Origin of the sequence: Hymenobacter setariae (assembly GCF_007713685.1) — a bacterium.
Taxonomy (GTDB): Bacteria; Bacteroidota; Bacteroidia; order Cytophagales; family Hymenobacteraceae; genus Hymenobacter; species Hymenobacter setariae.
The window spans coordinates 667,899-685,568 of the sequence record NZ_VMRJ01000002.1; the positions used below are offsets into that span (position 1 = coordinate 667,899).

Sequence of the window (17,670 nt, forward strand, 5' to 3'; positions counted from 1 at the left end):
CGTTAGCATGACACTGTAGAAGGCTCGATAATGCGGAACTGCGCCTCCTACCATCGGTATAGACTTTGATGGCAACTTAGGCGCTAAACAGACAAAACCGCAGCTCACCTAGGTGGGCTGCGGCTTTGTCTTGTTTGTTAGGTTGCTTATTTCGCTACAACTTCTACTTGACCGCCAGTATTGAATAGCTGGTGGGGTACGAAGTATCCAGTATTGGGGGCGCCGTTTACGCGGATGGTGCTCAGGTTGCGGCTAGCGCCGGATTTTTTCACGGTCAATACTTTGCCGTTGGGCATGGTCCAGCGCACCTCGTCGAAGAGGGGCAGCGTGACGATGTAGCGCGCATCGGCTGCTGAGAGGGGGTAGAGGCCGGTAGCGCCGAAGACGTACCAGGCCGACATTTCGCCTGCGTCGTCCATGCCCGAGAAGGCGAGGCCTTTTTCGCCGGTATTGTAGAACTTGGCCATGATTTCATCGAGGCGCTGCTGCGACTTTTCAGGCTTGCCCACGAAGTAGTAGGAAAACGGCGTTTCGTGGTCGGGCTGGTTGCCGTGGCAGTACTGGCCAATGAACCCTGACACGTTGCGAGCAATGTAGCTCGGGTTCCAAGGCACCGTGAACAGAGAATCGAGCTTGGCCTCGAAGGGCCTTGGGCCGCCGTAGAGGTCTACTAGGCCCGGCATGTCGTGGGGGGCGAAAAAGGAAACCTGCCAAGCGTTGGCTTCACGGTACATGTACTCGTAATAAGGGTACTGCGGGTTAAAGTTCTTTACCCACTGGCCATTGGCTTGCCGGCCGCGCATAAACTTGGTGCCGGGGTCAAATACATTGCGGTAGTTTTTGGAGCGCGCCATCATGGTCCGATACTGCGCGGTATCATTTAAGGCCTTAGCCAGCTGGGCCACGGCGTAGTCGTCGAAGGCATATTCCAGCGTTTTCGATACACCAGCGCTACCCTTGGTTTCGACGTTGGGGGCAGCGACCTCATCGGTGGCTATGTAGCCCTTTTGGATGTATTCCTTGATGTGGGGCCGCGTGCCGCCTTCCACGTTAGCATTGCGCAGCAGCAGGCGGTACACGTCTTTCACATCGAAGTTGGTGACGCCACGCTGGTAGGCCCCGGCCACGAACGACGCCGCGTGGTCGCCGTGGAAGAAGGTCGGGATGAAACCAGTCTTATTCCCGATGTCCTGCATCGACTTAATGATGTCGGCGGTCACGCCCGGCGCGAGCATGCTCATCAGCACGTCTTTGTTGCGGTAGGTGTCCCAGAGCGAGGGGGTGGTGTAGTACTGAAAGTCGGCCTTAACCACATTGCCCTTCACGTCGGTATACTCGCCGTTGGTGTCGCTGCGCAGGGCGGGCCACAAAAACGAGCGGTAGAGGCAGGTGTAAAACATGGTTTGCTGCTGGGCCGTGCCGCCCTTCACGCTTACGCGGGTCAGCAGCTGGTTCCAGGTGTTGGTAGCTGTCCGCCGCACTTCGTCAAACGAGCGGGTGCCTAGCTCCTGCGCCAGGTTTTGCTGCGCGTTTTGGATGCTCACAAACGAAACGCCAATGCGCAGCTCCACGGGCTTGCGGTCGCCGTTGGCTAGGCGCAGCACAGCCAGGCCTTCTTTGTTGCCTTTATTTTTGATGCTCACCTCCTGGATATCCGAGTTGAGCTGGGCGTAGAAGTAAGCAGTTTGCTCGCCGGTTTTCTGGAAGCCCTGCACGGCCCTAGGGCCTACTTTTTCGATGTTCCAGTCGTTTACGTTCTCGTTCGAGCGGCCCAGCTTGAACACCAAGCTGCGGTCTTGCGGCTGGTCGTAGTAGTACTGGTGCAGGCCGCAGCGCAGGGTAGAGGTCAGCTGCACCCGCACTTTGTAGTCTCGTAGCGTGACGCCGTAGTAGCCCGGTGCTGCCGTTTCGGTGGTGTGCGAGAAGTGCGAAGAATAGCGGCCGTTAGCATCGGGCGCGCCCACTACGGGTAGCACGGGCAAGTGGCACAGGTTCCAGTGGCCTTTGTTAGTGTGGGCAAAGGCCTGCATCACCGAGTCTTCGTACTGGTAGCCTGAGCCGGTGTTAAACTCCGTGATGGGGCTGAGCTGCACTAGGGCATTGGGCAAAGAGCTGCCTGGAAACGCCAGCCCGGCCCACACACCGTGCCAGTCGGGCGGGGCCACGTAGCCCACCAGCTTAGGGTCGGTGAAGGCCGCCGTGCCGATGAGCGGGTTCACGTATTGGGCGGGCCCCTTGCCCGCGGTGCCCCCGCCACCGCCCGACGATGGTACCGTTTTGGCGCAGGAGACGAGGCCTAGGGCGGCAGACAGGAACAGGTAGCGTAGGTTGGTAAACGTCATGTTACGCAGAGATAAGCGTGGAAAAGGAGCGCCGCGCGGCTTCACGGCGTTAGAGTCGGCTGCTGTCAGCGCTGGGTTGCAGGCGTATAGGAAGTGACTAGCACTTTTCCGCAGCAGGCCTATTCGGCTTGTTTTATAAATCGTTTCGTCAGGCGCTGCGCGCCCTCTTGCCAAGACACGGTATACACGCCGGGCGCTAGTGCCGATACATCGAGCGTCGTGGCTGGTGCGTGGCTGGTGAGCACCGTTTGCCCTAGGGCGTTTACAACTGTGACTTTACCGGTTATCGACTTGCGATTAGTCTGTAGAGTCAGGCGGTTGGTTACCGGGTTTGGAAAGAGGTCGGCAGCTTTGGATGCAGTAGCATTAGTAGTGGCGAGCGGGGTAGCGGTGACTTGCGCTACGCGCAGAATAGCCGCCGCTGCGCAGGCTTGGCCCATCATCTGCACTGAGGCAGGGAAGAGATAGCGGCGGTCGAGGTTCCAAGTGCCGTCGACGTCGCTGTACGAGCCGGGGTAGTAGCCTAGCTGGTCGCGGCTGTAGTCGATGAGGTAGTCCACGATGTTGCGCGCCGCGTCGAGCCATTTGGCATTGCGGTCCACTTCGTAGAAGTCAACGAGCATCTCCACCATATCGCTGCCGCCCCAGAAAGATATCTCGCTGACACCTTTGCCAGGCGTGTACCACTGCTTGAGGCAGGCATTCGCCATCAGGGTGGCATCGTCGAGGTAGCGGCTATCGCCGGTGCGCTGGTAGAGCCGCAGGGCTAGCTGAATGTCGGGCGTGGTTTGGTAGGCGCGGTAGCCAGCGCCGTTTTCGCCGCGGCCGGTCAGGCTCCATACGCCGTTGTTGTAGAAGGAGAATTGGTTGAGCAAGTTGGTGCCGCCATCGCGCAGCCGGTGGCTCGGGTCGTTGATGAGCTCGTAGTAGCGCTTGGCAATATCCAAGTACTTAGGGTCGGGGTTGTCTTTGGCGAGCAGCGCGCAGTGCAGCGCGGGCAAGATGGTGGCCTGCGAGTAGAACTTGCCCTGGCCCAGCTCCGACTCTTTTTGGGGCACGCCCCAGTTGGCGTCGCGCGCGTTGAGGCAATAGTTGAGGCCGATGAGCGAGCGGTCGTAGATGCCTGTTTCGGTGGGCAATACTTGCTGATACGCATCTATCAGGGCCAGGCCTACGATGGCGTTGTCGTCGTAGAGCGGGTCGGCGCCGCGCACGATGTCGGAGGCGTACTTGCCGTTTTGCAGGTATTGGTCGAGGGCATAGGCATACGACTTAAGCCGCGCCGTGTACTTGGTTGGGTTGGCCAAGGCGCCGTAGCGCAGCGCCCGCAGCATGTGCGAGGCTGGCCACACATAGCTCACGCCACCGCGCTCCACCACAACGTTCTCGTTGCCATCGAGCTGCTCCACGTATAGCTGCTTGTCAGCGTTGTAAAACTTCGTGTTGAGCTTGTCAAGAATAGCCTCGCCGGCTACTTGGTACTTGCTTTGGCCGAACGCAGCCGAGGCAGTCAGCAGGCAACCTGCCACTAGTAGGGCGAGCCGTGGCCCCCCGAAAATCAATGTAGAAAAGCGCATCGCAACTCGCGGGGTGAAGGGTGGGAAATGGAACGCAGCAACTGCTGTTAGGGCTTAGCCGGCGGCTAGGTGGTAGGACACTAGGTCGTCGATGGGCGCACTGATGATTTTGCCCACGGCCATGCCATGCGCCGCCGCTGCCTGGGTTAGAGCATCGCGGAAATTGTACCCCACCGACCCCACGCAATTGAAGGTGTGCGTCTGGTAAGCCGGATACTTCTTGATGATGTTTCGGAAAAACAAGTCAAACGCCTCGGCCACCAGTTGCTTGCAATACTCTGCTTGATGGTGGTCGTTGGCAAACCTGGCGAAGCTGGCAATGAAGCGGTTTGGAAAAGGCTGGTTGTAAAGCTGGTCCAGAATGGCATCTCGCTCTAGGCCGTAGGTAGCGCGAAATGCGGCCGCTAGGTCGGCTGGCATGTCGCCGCGCAGGTAGTCGCGCAGCAAGGCCTTGCCGATGAAGGCACCGCTGCCCTCGTCGCCCAGAAAGTACCCTAGGGAGTCTACATTGTGTGTGATGCGTTCGCCATCGTACACGCACGAGTTGGTGCCCGTGCCCAGGATGGCCGCAAAACCTGGCTGCCGGCCCAGCAGCGCCCGTGCTGCCGCTAGCAGGTCGTGACCCACAAACACGCGAGCTTGCGCAAATACTGCCTGCATGGCATCGGCCACCGTGGTTACCTGCTGCGCCGACACCACGCTGGCCCCATAGTAGTACACCTCTGTGATGGCCGCGGCGTCTAGCGTGGCTGGCAAGCTTTGTTGCAGCGAGGCGATGATACCCGCCGTGCTGATGAACTCTGGATTGTAGCCCTCCGTGTGAAAAAAGGAGCGGGCACCGTGGTCATCAACTAGGCACCAAGTGGTCTTGGTAGAGCCGCCGTCTGCTATCAGTATCATGGGTGGGGTAGGAAAGAGGCTAGTGCCGCACAGCGTGAAGTAGCTCTCAGCCGGTTTGAAACTTTGGCTAAAAGCTTTTGGCAAATTAAACAAAGAATTTTGCTACAATAAAAATTATTTTGCTCGTTTTGGTATCAAACGAACATTTTTATTGTCAATATTTGCAAAGCGAAGCGCGAAGCCGCTGTGTAACCGCCCTGGCTAACTCGCCCTGCCAGTATCTATTGCACGTTTTCTTGCTTGAGCATCATATTAAGATGCTAGCTAGGCTTATATCCTGAAGCAAGCAAAGAATACGGTGTTCGCGCCTTTTTACATTCCCCCAATTACCCATACCATGCGCTCCTCCAACTACGATAAGTTTCCCTTCGTGCCGGTAGCGGCGCAAGCCGATGCTTGCCAAGTGGGGTGGGCCGCCATTGCGGGCGTACTGCAAGCGGCACTGGCGGCACAGCCCGCCGCCTCCGGTCAGCCAGTGGTGCTAGCCGTGGAGTGCTACCCTGGCACCGGCTTAAGGCAGCTACGGCAAGCGCTGACGCAAGCTTTGCAGCCGGCTCGGTGCCTAGTTGCCGGCGACCTCTACCGCCCCACTGCCGACATCGACGCTATGGTAGCCGGCCCGCTCACCGATGACCCGGTATTTGGCCGACTGAACGGGCTGACAATTAGTGATTTTTTTGACGCAGAAAAGCTGCGGGCAGCGCAAGCCGAACTAGCTGCGGCGGCCGGCGAGCTGGTACTTGTACTAGGCACCGGAGCCACCCTGGTGTGCCCCGATGCCACAGTAGTAGTCTACGCCGACCTAGCCCGCTGGGAAATCCAGCTGCGGCAGCGGCGCGGCGAAATTGCCAACCTAGGCAGCGATAATATGGCCGAAAAGGCCAGCCTCAAGTACAAGCGTGCCTTCTTTGTAGACTGGCGAGCGGCCGACCGCCTGAAGAAGCAGGTGCTACCCCGCGCCGACTACCTGCTCGATACCAACGACCCCACCGCGCCCAAGCTCATTAGCGGGGCCGACTTGCGGGCTGGGCTGGCAGCGGCCGTGCGGCGGCCGTTCCGGGTGGTACCGTTTTTCGACCCTGGCGTGTGGGGCGGGCAGTGGATGCGCGAGAAGTTTGACCTGCCCGATGGCCCAGCCAACTACGCCTGGGGCTTCGACTGCGTGCCCGAAGAAAACTCGCTGCTGCTGGGTTTTGGCGAAGCGCGCGTAGAAATCCCAAGCATCAATCTCGTCTTTGCCCACCCGCGCGAGCTGCTGGGCGAGGCGGTGCACGGGCGCTTCGGCACCGAGTTTCCCATCCGCTTCGACTTTCTCGATACTGTGGGCGGCGGCAACCTTTCGCTGCAAGTGCACCCGCTCACGGAGTATGCCTTCGACAAGTTTGGCCTGGCCTATACCCAAGATGAAAGCTACTACATGCTTGATGCCGAGCCCGGCGCAAGCGTGTACCTAGGCCTGAAGGAAGACGTGGATTTCCCGGCGATGGTGGCCGACTTACAACTCGCCCAGGCCGACAGCACGGCGCCCTTCCCCGCAGCCAAGTATGTAAATGAGTTTCCGGCCCGCAAGCACGACCACTTTCTAATTCCGGCGGGCACCATTCACTGCTCGGGCGCCAACGCGATGGTGCTGGAAATCTCGGCTACCCCCTACATCTTCACCTTCAAGCTTTGGGATTGGGACCGCCTCGGCCTCGACGGCCGGCCTAGGCCCATTCACCTAGCCCACGGCGCGGCCAACATCCAGCCCGGCCGCACCACGGCCTGGGTAGAGCAGCAGTTAGTCAATCAAATACAGCCCGTAGCCAGCGGCGAGGGCTGGCGCGAAGAGCGCACTGGCCTACACGAGCGCGAATTCATCGAAACGCGTCGGCACTGGTTTACAGGGCTAGTGCCGCACCATACCAATGGCGGCGTGCAGGTGCTCAACCTAGTGCAGGGTGCCGAGGCTATCGTCGAGAGCCCCAGCGGGGATTTCGAGCCCTACGTGGTGCACTACGCCGAAACGTTTATCGTGCCAGCGGGGGTAGGGGCCTACACCATTCGACCCCACGGCCCGGCCCTAGGTACCGAGTGCGCCACCATGAAAGCCTACGTGCGAACCTAGGCACAGCGGAAGGCCACCACATAATGGCCAACTTTGCTTTTTCAATCACTTAGCAAAACGTTACTCCCTGTGTCTGACTTACTGATTCCTGACAACGCTGCAGCTGTCCGCGCCCAAACCATCGTTGAAAAGCTGCTGCACACCGGCACCGTGGCCGTAGATGAGCTGGCCGCGCAGTTTGGCGTGTCGGTAGCCACCGTGCGGCGCGACCTGATGGAGCTGGAACAGCGTGGCCGCCTGCGGCGCACGCACGGCGGCGCGGTGCCCCGCGAGCCCCTGCTCTACGAGCCCTTCCGCTACGACTCTAGCTTTCACGAGCAGATAGACCGCAACCTGGCCGAGAAGCGCCGTATCGGGTTGGCCGCGGCGGCGCTCATTCAGCCGGGCGAAATCATTTCGCTCACGGCGGGCACTACCACTACGCAAGTCACGCGCAGCCTGCGGCCGGGCGCCAACGTCACGGTGGTCACCAATACTGTGAACGTGGCCATGGAGCTGAGCCACCGCGACGACGTGCGCGTGTTCGTGACCGGCGGCTTCCTCACGGGCGGCTGGTTTTCGCTGGTAGGCCCCGCCACCACGCAGGCCCTGAGCCAATTCTTTGTTGATAAGGTCTTTTTGGGCGTCAATGGCATCGACGCCCAGAAGGGGCTCACCTCGCTGCACCCCGAAGAAGCCGCCGTGATACAAGTGATGGTGCGCCAAGCCAAGCAGCGCATCGTGGTGGCCGACCATACCAAGCTCGGTACGGTCGCTTCGTCGCTCATCTGCCCCATTGCCGAGGTGCACCAACTCATCACCGACACGGGCGCTACCGAAGCGCAAGTGGCCCCCTTCCGCGAGCTGGGTATCGAAGTGCTGCTGGTATGAGGCCTGCGGCCGTTTGGCCGAGCCACGCTCCAGTAGTGGCACCTAGGGCAGCTTTATAAAGCCCAGCAATGGCTTTAATCGCATTGCTTTTACGCTGATTTCTTACTTTTTCCCACCCTGCTATGCACATTCAAACTGCTCCTAACTCCTCTTCCCGCGAAGCGGCTACTGGGCCACCGGTCCCTGGCGGCAGTGCTGGCTATGTGTACCTGATTGCGGCTGTGGCAGCACTGGGTGGGCTGCTGTTCGGCTTCGACACGGCTATCATCAATGGCGCCCTGGTCTTTTTGAAAAAGGACTTCGGCCTTACCGATTCGCAAACCGAGCTGGCCGCCAGCAGCATCTTGTTTGGGGCGGTAGCCGGGGCGGCCATTGCCGGCTGGCTGACTGACCGCTACGGGCGGCGGCGCCTGTTGTTTGGGGCGGCGGCACTCTTTACGGTGTCGGCGCTGGCGGCGGCGGTGCCGCGCACACTCACCGAGTTTGTGCTGGCGCGGCTGGCGGGTGGCTTGGCCATTGGGGTGGCCTCGCTGCTGGTGCCGCTTTACATTGCCGAGATTGCTCCGGCCCGCATTCGGGGGCGCTTGGTGACGCTCAATCAGTTGGCCATTGTGTCGGGTATTTTACTGGCTTACGTGGCCAGCTACTACCTAGCCGACCTAGGGCTGGCGTCGTGGCGCTGGATGTTTGCAGCCGCTGCCGTGCCCTCGCTGCTGTTCATGGTCACGCTGCTGCTGGTACCCGAAAGTCCCCGCTGGCTGCTGGGCCAGGGTCGCGATGCCGAGGCCCTAGGTACCCTCACGCGCCTCAACGGCGCCGCGGCGGCTACCACCGAGGCCGAAGAAATTCAGGCGGCTCTGGCTGCCGAGCAGGGTGAGGAGGCTAGCCTCAGCCAGCCGCGCCTGCGCAAGCCGCTGCGTATTGCGGTGGTTTTGGCGGTGTTGCAGCAAGTCACGGGCATCAACACTATTCTTTACTACGGCTCCATCATCTTCACCGAGCACAGCGGGCAAAGCACTTCGTCAGCCATCGGGGCCAATGCCCTCATTGGGGGTATCAACTTTGCGGGCACCATCGTAGCGCTGTTCATTATCGACCGGGTAGGGCGCAAGCCGTTGCTACTTTTTGCATCGGGTGGCATGGCACTGGCGCTGGGCGCGCTGGTAGTGGGGCTGCAGCTGCATGCGCCGGCCACGTGGCTGCTGGGGCTCATCATGCTCTACGTGGCTTGCTTCGCGGTGGGGCTGGGGCCGGGCGTATGGGTTGTGATTACTGAGATTTTCCCTAATGCCGTACGCGGCCGGGCTGCTTCGCTGGCCACGGTGGCTTTGTGGGCCGCTTGCACCCTCATTTCGTTCACGTTCTTGTCGTTGGTAAAAGCGGCGGGCTTGGCGGGCGCTTTTGGGCTCTATGCGGTACTTTCGGCCCTCACCTTCGGCTTTGTATGGCGGGTTGTGCCCGAAACCAAGGGCCGAACGCTGGAAGAAATTGAACGGGGATGGCAGTAGGTAGGTTGGGGCCCAACAAGCGGCTTGGCTACTTGATTTGCTAATACGTTTAAGCATTAGCTAACTTTCCCACTCTTCGGCCACCGCCAGTCGCTCTAACCCACTCACTTATATGCTATTGCTTGATGCCTCGCTGTGGAATGAGTTTCTGGCGGGCAGCAAACAAGCGTTTGAGCGCATTTTTCTGGCCTATTACGACGAATTATTTCGCTACGGCGTGCGCCTGACCGGTGATGAAGAGGTAGTTAAAGACTGCATCCAAAACCTATTTCAGCGGCTGTGGCAGCGCCGTAAGTTGCTCGGGCCCGTGGAAGAAATCAAGCCCTATTTATTCACGGCGCTGCGCCACCACGTCACCGATGAGGCCCGGGCCCAAAAGCGCCGCACAGCATTGCAAAGCGGCTACCTAGGGGAGGCCCCCGTGCAGCACTCGCCCGAAGAGTTTTTGATAGCTCAGCAGCTAACCACCGAGCAGCAAGCCCAGTTGCTGGGGGCGTTGCAGCAGCTTAGCAACCGGCACCGCGAGGCGCTGTCGCTCAAGTTTTTTGAAGGCTTTAGCTACGACCGCATTGCCGAGATTATGGACCTCAACCAGCAGTCGGTGCGCAACCTGGTGCACCAGGCCATCAAGCGGATGCGCCAAGTGCTGCCGCACTCACTGCTCCTGCTACTGCACGGGTTCTTTGCTCATTTTCTGCTGTAGAGCAGGCTGGTTTTTCAGTACCGTGCGCAACGAAGTAGCTGGTGGGCTAACGCTTGCTGATGCTAGAATTAACGGCACCTCGCAAGGCGCATTGCCGCCCACTGCTTAAGAAAAAAAGGATTTTATGAAACTTTTTTACGTATATTAATTCATTGTAAAACAAGGTTTTGTAAAATATTTTCAAAAATTTTCGCGTTTAATAGAGTACAAAATTGGCCTTCGTTCGTGGTCAGGAAAAATCAGGTCACTTTTGCCCTGCTCGCCTATGGATTTTACGAATTACTCGGTTAATGATTTCGTAGTAGACGAGTCGTTTCAGGCATTTGTGGCTGATGCCGACTCGGAGGCCGGGCGCACGTGGCAAGCATGGCTAGCCGCGCACCCCGGCCGCCAAGCCGATGCCGACCAAGCCCGCGCCCTAGTGCAGGGCCTAGGTCCTGGCCCGCTATACCCAGTGCCGGCCGAGCTCAAGCACCAAGAGCTGCTGCGCCTGCGGCAGTCGCTCTACGCGCCTCGCACGCAGCCGTGGCTGAGCTGGCAGCGGCGCACCCGGCTGCTAGTTGGCACGTCGGCGACGGCTATTCTGCTAGCAGTAGCTGGCTGGTGGCAGTGGTCGGCTAGCACTGGCCCCACCATGCAGTACGTGGCGGGCGCCAATCAGCAGCGCACTCTTACCCTGCCCGATGGCTCGGTAGTGGTGTTAAATGGCAACGCGACGCTGACTACCGCCGCCCAGTGGACCGCCACCACGCCCCGCGAGGTGTGGCTGACAGGCGAGGCTTACTTCCAGGTAACGCACCTGGCCGCCCCGGCGGTGCGCGACATTGCCAGCGCCCCAGCCCCGGCCAAGTTTGTGGTGCACGCGGGCGGGCTGGACATCGCTGTCCTAGGTACGCAGTTCAACGTGAATAGCCAGCCAACCGGCACCAAGGTGGTGCTCAACTCGGGCAAAGTAGCCGTGGACCGCCACGCCTGGTTTACCCGCGAAAATCTGCTCATGCAGCCCGGCGACCTCGTCGAAACCTCGGCTGCTGCACCGACCCTGGCTAAGCGCCACGTGCAGCCCGCGCTGTACTCGGCCTGGACGCAGGGCCACCTCCGCCTGCAGCAAACGTCGGTGCGCGACATCGTGCAGCTGCTGCGCGACGACTACGGCTGGCAAGTGCAGGTATCGGACTCTGCCCTGCTCAACCAGACGCTGACGGGCCTGCTGCCCGCGAACAACCCCGACCTGCTCTTGCCGGCCCTGGCCAAGACTCTAGGCGTGCAAGTGACGCGCACCGGCAATGTGGTGCGCTTCCAGACTTCGGCCCAGTAGGGCCAGTTGCTACCCTCTTCTGCTTGCTTTATCTCCATTTTTCCCACCCATCACAATGGCAAATTTTACCCGCTACGTGCGTTTAGCACTGCTGCTGGGCGCCGTACCCGGCGCTAGCCGGGCGCAAGGGTCGTTGGCTTTCGCGAGCCAAAATCCGCGCCCACCTGTGGCTTCGGCTCGCGCAACGTCTCAAGTCTCGCTGGAAGCCTTCATCCAGGAGCTGCAAACCACTTACAAAGTCAATTTCTTGTACCGCAATCAGTTGATAACTGGTCGGTACCTAACCAAGACGCATCCTACCTTTAAGTCGCTGTCCGAAGCCCTGCGCTACGTGACCCAGCAAAGCGGCCTAGAGTTTGAGCGGCTCAAAGAGGGCTTGTACGTCATCGTACCCAAGCCCACGGCCTCAAACCTAGCACAGCCCGCCGGGCCAGAGGTGCCGCAGGAGGTGCCCCCGCTGCTGGCCTCGACTGGGTCGGCCATCACGGCAACCTTGGCCAACGTGACCATTGCTGGCCGCGTGACCGATGAGAAGGGCGTAGGGCTGCCCGGCGTGACTATCCTGGTGAAAGGCACGACGCAGGGCGCCAGCACCAACCCCGATGGTAGCTTTACCCTGCAAGCGCCTGAGAATAGCGTGCTGGTATTCAGCTTCGTGGGGTACACTCGCAAGGAGGTGCCCGTAACGGGTGCTACCAGCAGCCTGACGGTGGCCCTCGTTGAAGAAACTCAGTCGCTGAACGACGTGGTGGTAGTGGGCTATGGCACGCAGCAGCGCGCCAACGTGACCGGCGCCATCAATACCGTGAGCGGCGCTACCCTGGAAAACCGCCCAGTAACAACCGTGGCCCAGGCCTTGCAAGGCTCGTCGCCTAACCTGACCATTCAGCAAAACAGCGCCGAACCCGGTGCCGGCCTTAATATCAACATTCGGGGCGTAGGCACCCTAGGCAATGCGTCGCCGCTGATTATCGTGGACGGCATCGCGGGCTCGCTCAACGCCATCAACCCCAATGATATCGAGAGCGTGACGGTGCTGAAAGATGCGGCTTCGGCCGCCATCTACGGCTCGCGCGCGGCCAACGGTGTACTGCTGGTAACTACCAAGCAGGGCGCCCTCAACCAGAAGCCGGTTATCAGCTACAACACGGTGCTGGGCTACCAGGCGCCTAACTTTCAGCGCCGGCCTGTTACGGGCATCCAGTTTATGGAGCTGAAGAACGAGGCACTCGTCAACTCGGGGCAGGCGCCGCAGTTCACGCCTCAGCAAATGCGTGACTTCGCGGCCCACGGCGACTATGACTGGCAGCTCAACCAAGTACTTAAGAAGCAGGCATTTCAGCAAAACCACAACCTGAGCGTGAGCGGTAGCTCGGGCAAAACCCGCTACTTGGTTTCCCTAGGGTACGTGGACCAGAACAGCCTATTCTACGGCGACAACTACGGGTTTAAGCGCCTCAACGGCCGCCTCAACCTCACGACCCAGGTGACGGACCGGCTCAAGCTGGGCGCCATTGTGTCGTATGCCCACGTGGGCACCCGCGAGCACGCTTTCGATTCGCAGTGGATTATCAGCGACGCGGCCCGCATCCCGGTTATTTATCCAATTCAGGACGACCAGGGCAACTACGTGACCCCGGCCACGGCCAGCGACAACTCGGTGAACCGCCTGCTCAACGGCGGCTTGCGCACCAACTCCAACGACAACGTTTTTGGTAACCTCAACGCGGAGTTTGAGATTGTGAAAGGCCTGAAGCTGCGTGGCCTAGTAGGTGGCGACCTGTGGAGCTACCAGAACGACGAGTTCACGCGCAGCCTGATGTACGTGACGCTCGACGGCTCGCCCACGGCTGGCGGCGATGGCAACAACTCGGTGCAAAACCGCAACCAGCGCACGCTGCTCACCAACTACCAAGCTACCCTCAACTACGACCGCACCTTTGCTGAGAAGCACAGCGTGCAGGCGGTGGTGGGCTACTCGACAGAGCACTACACCGACGACCGCCGCGGCATCCACGTCATCAACATTCCTGGCAACCAGTTTGGCGTCATCAACAACGGCACCACCTACGCCGGCGTGTATGACCCCAGCGGCGGCTACCACGCCAACGGCACCTACGGCAACCAGGAGCAATGGGCTTTGAACTCGGTGTTCGGGCGCGTGAACTATGCCTTTGCCGGCAAGTACCTAGTAGAGGGCAGCTTCCGCTACGATGGCTCGTCGCGCTTTGCTAGCGACCGGCGCTGGGGCTTCTTCCCCTCGGGCTCGGTGGGCTGGCGCCCGCTGGAGGAGAACTTCATGGAGTTCCTGAAGTCTACGCTGAGCGACCTCAAGGTGCGCGGCTCCCTAGGTCAGCTGGGCAACCAGAACATTGGCCTGTACCGCTACCTGAGCACCGTGAGCTTGGCACCGGGCACGTACTCGTTCGGCGGCACGCCGGTGTCGGGTTCGTACTTCAGCACCTCCAACTCGGCCATTACCTGGGAAACGGCCACCATGGGCAACGTGGGGCTTGACGTAGGATTCTTCCAGAATGCGCTCTCGTTTAGTGTTGATTACTTCGATAAGCGCACCAGCAACATCCTCATCGACCTGCCGGTGGCAGGGGCCTTTGGTGCTGGCGCCCCCACCCAAAACGCCGCTAAAGTGCGTAACCGGGGCTGGGAAGTAACGGCTACATACCGCATGCGCACCGAGCGCGGCTTCAACCAGAGCCTGAGCTTGAACGCGGCGGATACCCGCAACACCGTAATTGACACCAGGGGGGTAGAAACCATCCGGGGCGGCGATGCTACCAACATCATCCGTGAGGGCTGGCCTATCAACTCCTACTTTGGCTACCGCACGGCTGGCCTCTACCAGACGCTGGAAGAAATAAACGCTGGGCCTAAGCCAGCCTTTGTGGCGCCCGGTACGGTGCGCCCTGGCGACATTCGCTACGTAGACCGCAACGGCGACGGGGTTATCAACCAAGACGACCGCTTCATCCTGGGCAACCCCTTCCCTAGGTACACCTTTGGGGCTACTTACACGGCCGACTATAAGGGCTTCGACCTGCTAGTATTTGTGCAAGGTGTGGGCAAGCGTAGCCTCTACATTCGGGGTGAGGGCGTGGAAGCCTTCCACAACAACTGGGAGAACGTGTACGAGCAGCACCTCGACCGCTGGACGCCGACTAATCCCAACGCCGACTATCCGCGCCTGACCATCGGCACGGCCTCGACTAACAACAACCAAGGCTCGGACTACTGGCTGCGCAACGGTGCCTACGCGCGCCTCAAAAACGTGCAGTTTGGCTATACCCTGCCTGCCTCGCTCACCAAGAAAGCCTACATCCAGCGGCTCCGCATTTTCGCCTCGGGCCAGGATTTGTTCACCATCAGTCACTTGAAGAAAATTGGGTTTGACCCTGAGCTCTCGGAATTCAGCGAGAGCGTGGGCTTGGGTGGGGGCTCGGGCAGCAGCGGCCGCGTGTACCCGGCCGTGCGGGTCGTGACCCTAGGCGTCGATATTTCTCTCTAATCTCTATCCCACCCATCATGCTACTACATCGTCATCTCCGCCAAACGCTACTGCTTGGGCTAGGGCTAGGTTTGGGGCTCGCGTCGTGCCAAAAGCTCGACCTGCCGCCTACCGACCGCCCCACCGACGCCACGTTTTGGCAGCAGCCTTCGGACGCGGACAACGTGCTAACGACGGCTTACGAAAACCTCTACAACTCCGAGTATTTCTTTTTCAACGAAACGCTCTCGGACAACGCTTATAACAAGAGCGATGTGAACGGCTCCAACGCCCGCAACATTGCCGAAGGCGCCTACGGCACCAACCAAGCGCGCGTGACCAACGAGTGGGGCTACCACTACAGCGGCATTCGCAAGTGCAACCAGCTGCTGGCCAACATCGATAAGATTTCGGGCCTCGATGCTGGCCTCAAGGCGCGCTACATCGCTGAGGCGCGCGCCTTGCGCGCCTACCAGTACTTCCAGCTGCTAACCTGGTACGGCGACGTGCCGCTGGTAACCACCGAAATCAGCGTGTCGGATGCAGCAGGCTTGACCCGCACGGGCCGCGCCGAGGTGCTCGACTTTGTGCTGAAGGAGCTAGACGCCGCCGCGGCCGACCTGCCTCTGAACACTGCCTACGCCGCTACCGACCGCGGGCGCTTTACCAAAGGTGGAGCGCTGGCCGTGAAGGCCCGCGTACTGCTCTACGAAGGCCGCTGGGCCGACGTAACGGCCGTGACCGAGCAACTGATAGGCGGCCAGGCCGGTAGCTACAGCTTGTTTTCAAGCTACGCAGGTGTGTTCTCGCCTAACAACGAGGGCAACAGCGAGGTAATGCTCGACTTGCAGTACCTGTTTCCGTCGCGCACCTACTCCGAGCAGCGCTTCTTTATTCCGCGCACCGAGGGCAAGCTTATCTGCGCCATTGCCCCCACGCAAGAATTGGTTGACAGCTACCTAATGGCCAACGGCAAGGCCATCGGCGATGCTGGCTCGGGCTACAGCGAGGCCACGCCCTACGTGGGCCGCGACCCGCGCCTGAGCGCCACGCTAGTATACGATGGCTACAAGTGGCAGCGCCCCGACGGGTCGAGCATTCTCATTCGCACGCTACCTGGCACCGGCGACAACTCCATTGACCGCGCCGACGCTAGCCCCACTGGCTACTACTCGGCCAAGTACTTCGACCCCACTGCCGACGCCAACCTCAACTCGGGCTTGAACCTGATATTGGTGCGCTACGCCGACGTGCTGCTCATGCATGCCGAGGCTAAGAACGAGCTAGGGCTGCTCACGGCTGCCGAGTGGGACCGCACCATCGGGGCACTGCGCCGCCGGGCTGGCTTCACTGACCCTGCCGCGCTCACCTTCCCCGGTGGCGACAAGGCCAGCCTGCAAGCCGTAGTGCGCCGCGAGCGCCGTACTGAGCTGGCCATGGAAGGCCTGCGCATCTTCGACCTGCGCCGCTGGAAAACCGCCCAAACGGCCCTCACAGGCTACGCGCACGGCATCAAAGCTGGCGACCCGAACGTGGACAATGGCTACCTGCGTGTAGACCAGCGCACCTTCGACCCCGCCAAACACTACCTCTGGCCGGTGCCTCAGCGCGAGCGTGACATCAACCCCAACCTCACGCAAAACCCTGGCTGGTAGTCTCATTCCTTCCCATTTTGAATTTCTCCTCGCTCTCTTACCAATGAAAAAGTTTTCCCACCCACTGCTACTGTTTGTAGCTCTCCTAGGTCTGCTTGCTGGTTGCAAGAAAGACGATAAGGCCCTCGACGACACCATTACGCCGGTGTCGAACTACATCTCACCCGCCGACAATAGCTTCTTCCGCCTCGACCCGCCCTCCAACGCGGCCGTGACGTTTGAGTGGAGCCAGGCCCGCGCTGCCGATGGCACGCTGGTGCTCTACGAAGTGCTGTTTGATAAAGACGGCGGCGACTTTTCTAAGCCGGTTTACAGCATAGTGTCGGGCACCAATGGCCTCGAAACCAAGCTGACGCTCAGCCACGGCGACCTGAACAAGATTGCTAACCTAGCCGGCATCGCCTCGCAGAGCCAGGGCAAAATGAAGTGGATGGTAAACGCCTCGAAGGGCCTAAACGTGCTGCCTGCCTCTGCCGCACGCACGTTCACGGTTGAGCGGCCGGCTGGTTTCTCGGTTATTCCGGGCAACTTGTACCTCACCGGCTCGGGCACCGAAGGCGGGGCTACCCTAGGGCAGGCGCTGCCGTTCAAGCGTGTGTCGTCGGGCGTATTTGAGCTATATACCAAGCTCGGCCCTGGCGATGTAAAAATGGTAGACCAGCTCACTGGCACGCCCACCGAATACTACATCAATGGCACCAAACTGCTGCAAGGCGCCAACGCCACCAGCCCCGCCACTACGGCAGGCGTGTACCGCGTGACCCTCGACTTCAACAACGGTTCGGCAGTGCTCACCGAGATTCAATCGGTTGGCCTCTGGATTTCGGCCCAAAACAAAGTGACCGTGACCTTGCCCTACAAAGGCAAAGGCCTGTGGGAAATCGACAACACGCCGATTGAATTCTTCCAGTTCAGCTGGGGCCGCGATGAGCGCTATAAGTTCATCTTCACCGAGAAGAACGCAGCCGGCACCGTGGCCATGCGCCAGTATGGCAGCACCAACACCGACAACCAGCCCCCCACGGCTACGACGGCGGCGGCTTACTTCAACCTAGTGCCGGTAGCCGACGACCAGTGGAACAACACCTATAAGTTTCCGGGCACGGCCGACCGCAAGAGCGTAGACATCCTGGTGATGATGCAGCCCGCCGCCTACACCCACCAAGTGAAAGTGCGCTAGGTAGCAAA

The 17,670-nt window shown here is 60.2% G+C and carries 11 protein-coding genes; 8 read left to right on the plus strand and 3 right to left on the minus strand.

Annotated features, from left to right (window positions below):
• Nucleotides 1–146: 146 nt before the first annotated feature.
• From FNT36_RS09190 to FNT36_RS09200, 3 genes are all read right to left on the minus strand, one after another.
• On the minus strand, nt 147–2,342 hold the full coding sequence (locus tag FNT36_RS09190; RefSeq protein ID WP_144846652.1) for a GH92 family glycosyl hydrolase: 2,196 nt from the start codon (nt 2,340–2,342) through the stop codon (nt 147–149).
• Between the two features lie 119 nt (nt 2,343–2,461).
• Nucleotides 2,462–3,919, minus strand: a complete 1,458-nt coding sequence (locus FNT36_RS09195; protein ID WP_144846655.1) for a T9SS type A sorting domain-containing protein — start codon at nt 3,917–3,919, stop codon at nt 2,462–2,464.
• Nucleotides 3,920–3,973: 54 nt separating this feature from the next.
• On the minus strand, nt 3,974–4,819 hold the full coding sequence (locus tag FNT36_RS09200; RefSeq protein WP_144846657.1) for an N-acetylglucosamine kinase: 846 nt from the start codon (nt 4,817–4,819) through the stop codon (nt 3,974–3,976).
• Nucleotides 4,820–5,156: 337 nt separating this feature from the next.
• On the opposite strand from FNT36_RS09200, the gene FNT36_RS09205 reads away from it, so the two are divergent.
• The 8 genes from FNT36_RS09205 to FNT36_RS09240 all read left to right on the plus strand — a co-directional run bounded on the left by FNT36_RS09205 (nt 5,157) and on the right by FNT36_RS09240 (nt 17,662).
• Nucleotides 5,157–6,926 (plus strand): class I mannose-6-phosphate isomerase, encoded by a 1,770-nt coding sequence (locus FNT36_RS09205; protein ID WP_144846659.1) that lies wholly within the window; start codon nt 5,157–5,159, stop codon nt 6,924–6,926.
• 69 nt (nt 6,927–6,995) lie between these two features.
• A complete protein-coding gene (locus FNT36_RS09210; RefSeq protein WP_233635803.1) occupies nt 6,996–7,796 on the plus strand; it encodes a DeoR/GlpR family DNA-binding transcription regulator in 801 nt (266 codons plus the stop codon).
• Nucleotides 7,797–7,918: 122 nt separating this feature from the next.
• The gene (locus FNT36_RS09215) at nt 7,919–9,304 is read left to right on the plus strand and encodes a sugar porter family MFS transporter (protein ID WP_144846661.1); all 1,386 of its coding nucleotides are present in this window, start codon (nt 7,919–7,921) and stop codon (nt 9,302–9,304) included.
• A gap of 112 nt (nt 9,305–9,416) precedes the next feature.
• On the plus strand, nt 9,417–10,007 hold the full coding sequence (locus tag FNT36_RS09220) for an RNA polymerase sigma factor (protein ID WP_144846663.1): 591 nt from the start codon (nt 9,417–9,419) through the stop codon (nt 10,005–10,007).
• Nucleotides 10,008–10,272: 265 nt separating this feature from the next.
• Nucleotides 10,273–11,325 (plus strand): FecR family protein, encoded by a 1,053-nt coding sequence (locus tag FNT36_RS09225; RefSeq protein WP_144846665.1) that lies wholly within the window; start codon nt 10,273–10,275, stop codon nt 11,323–11,325.
• A gap of 55 nt (nt 11,326–11,380) precedes the next feature.
• A complete protein-coding gene (locus FNT36_RS09230) occupies nt 11,381–14,848 on the plus strand; it encodes a SusC/RagA family TonB-linked outer membrane protein (protein WP_233635804.1) in 3,468 nt (1,155 codons plus the stop codon).
• Nucleotides 14,849–14,865: 17 nt separating this feature from the next.
• A complete protein-coding gene (locus FNT36_RS09235; RefSeq protein WP_144846669.1) occupies nt 14,866–16,482 on the plus strand; it encodes a RagB/SusD family nutrient uptake outer membrane protein in 1,617 nt (538 codons plus the stop codon).
• A 43-nt stretch (nt 16,483–16,525) separates the two neighbouring features.
• Complete coding sequence (locus FNT36_RS09240) at nt 16,526–17,662, plus strand: SusE domain-containing protein (RefSeq protein WP_144846671.1); 1,137 nt, start codon at nt 16,526–16,528, stop codon at nt 17,660–17,662.
• Nucleotides 17,663–17,670 lie beyond the last annotated feature (8 nt).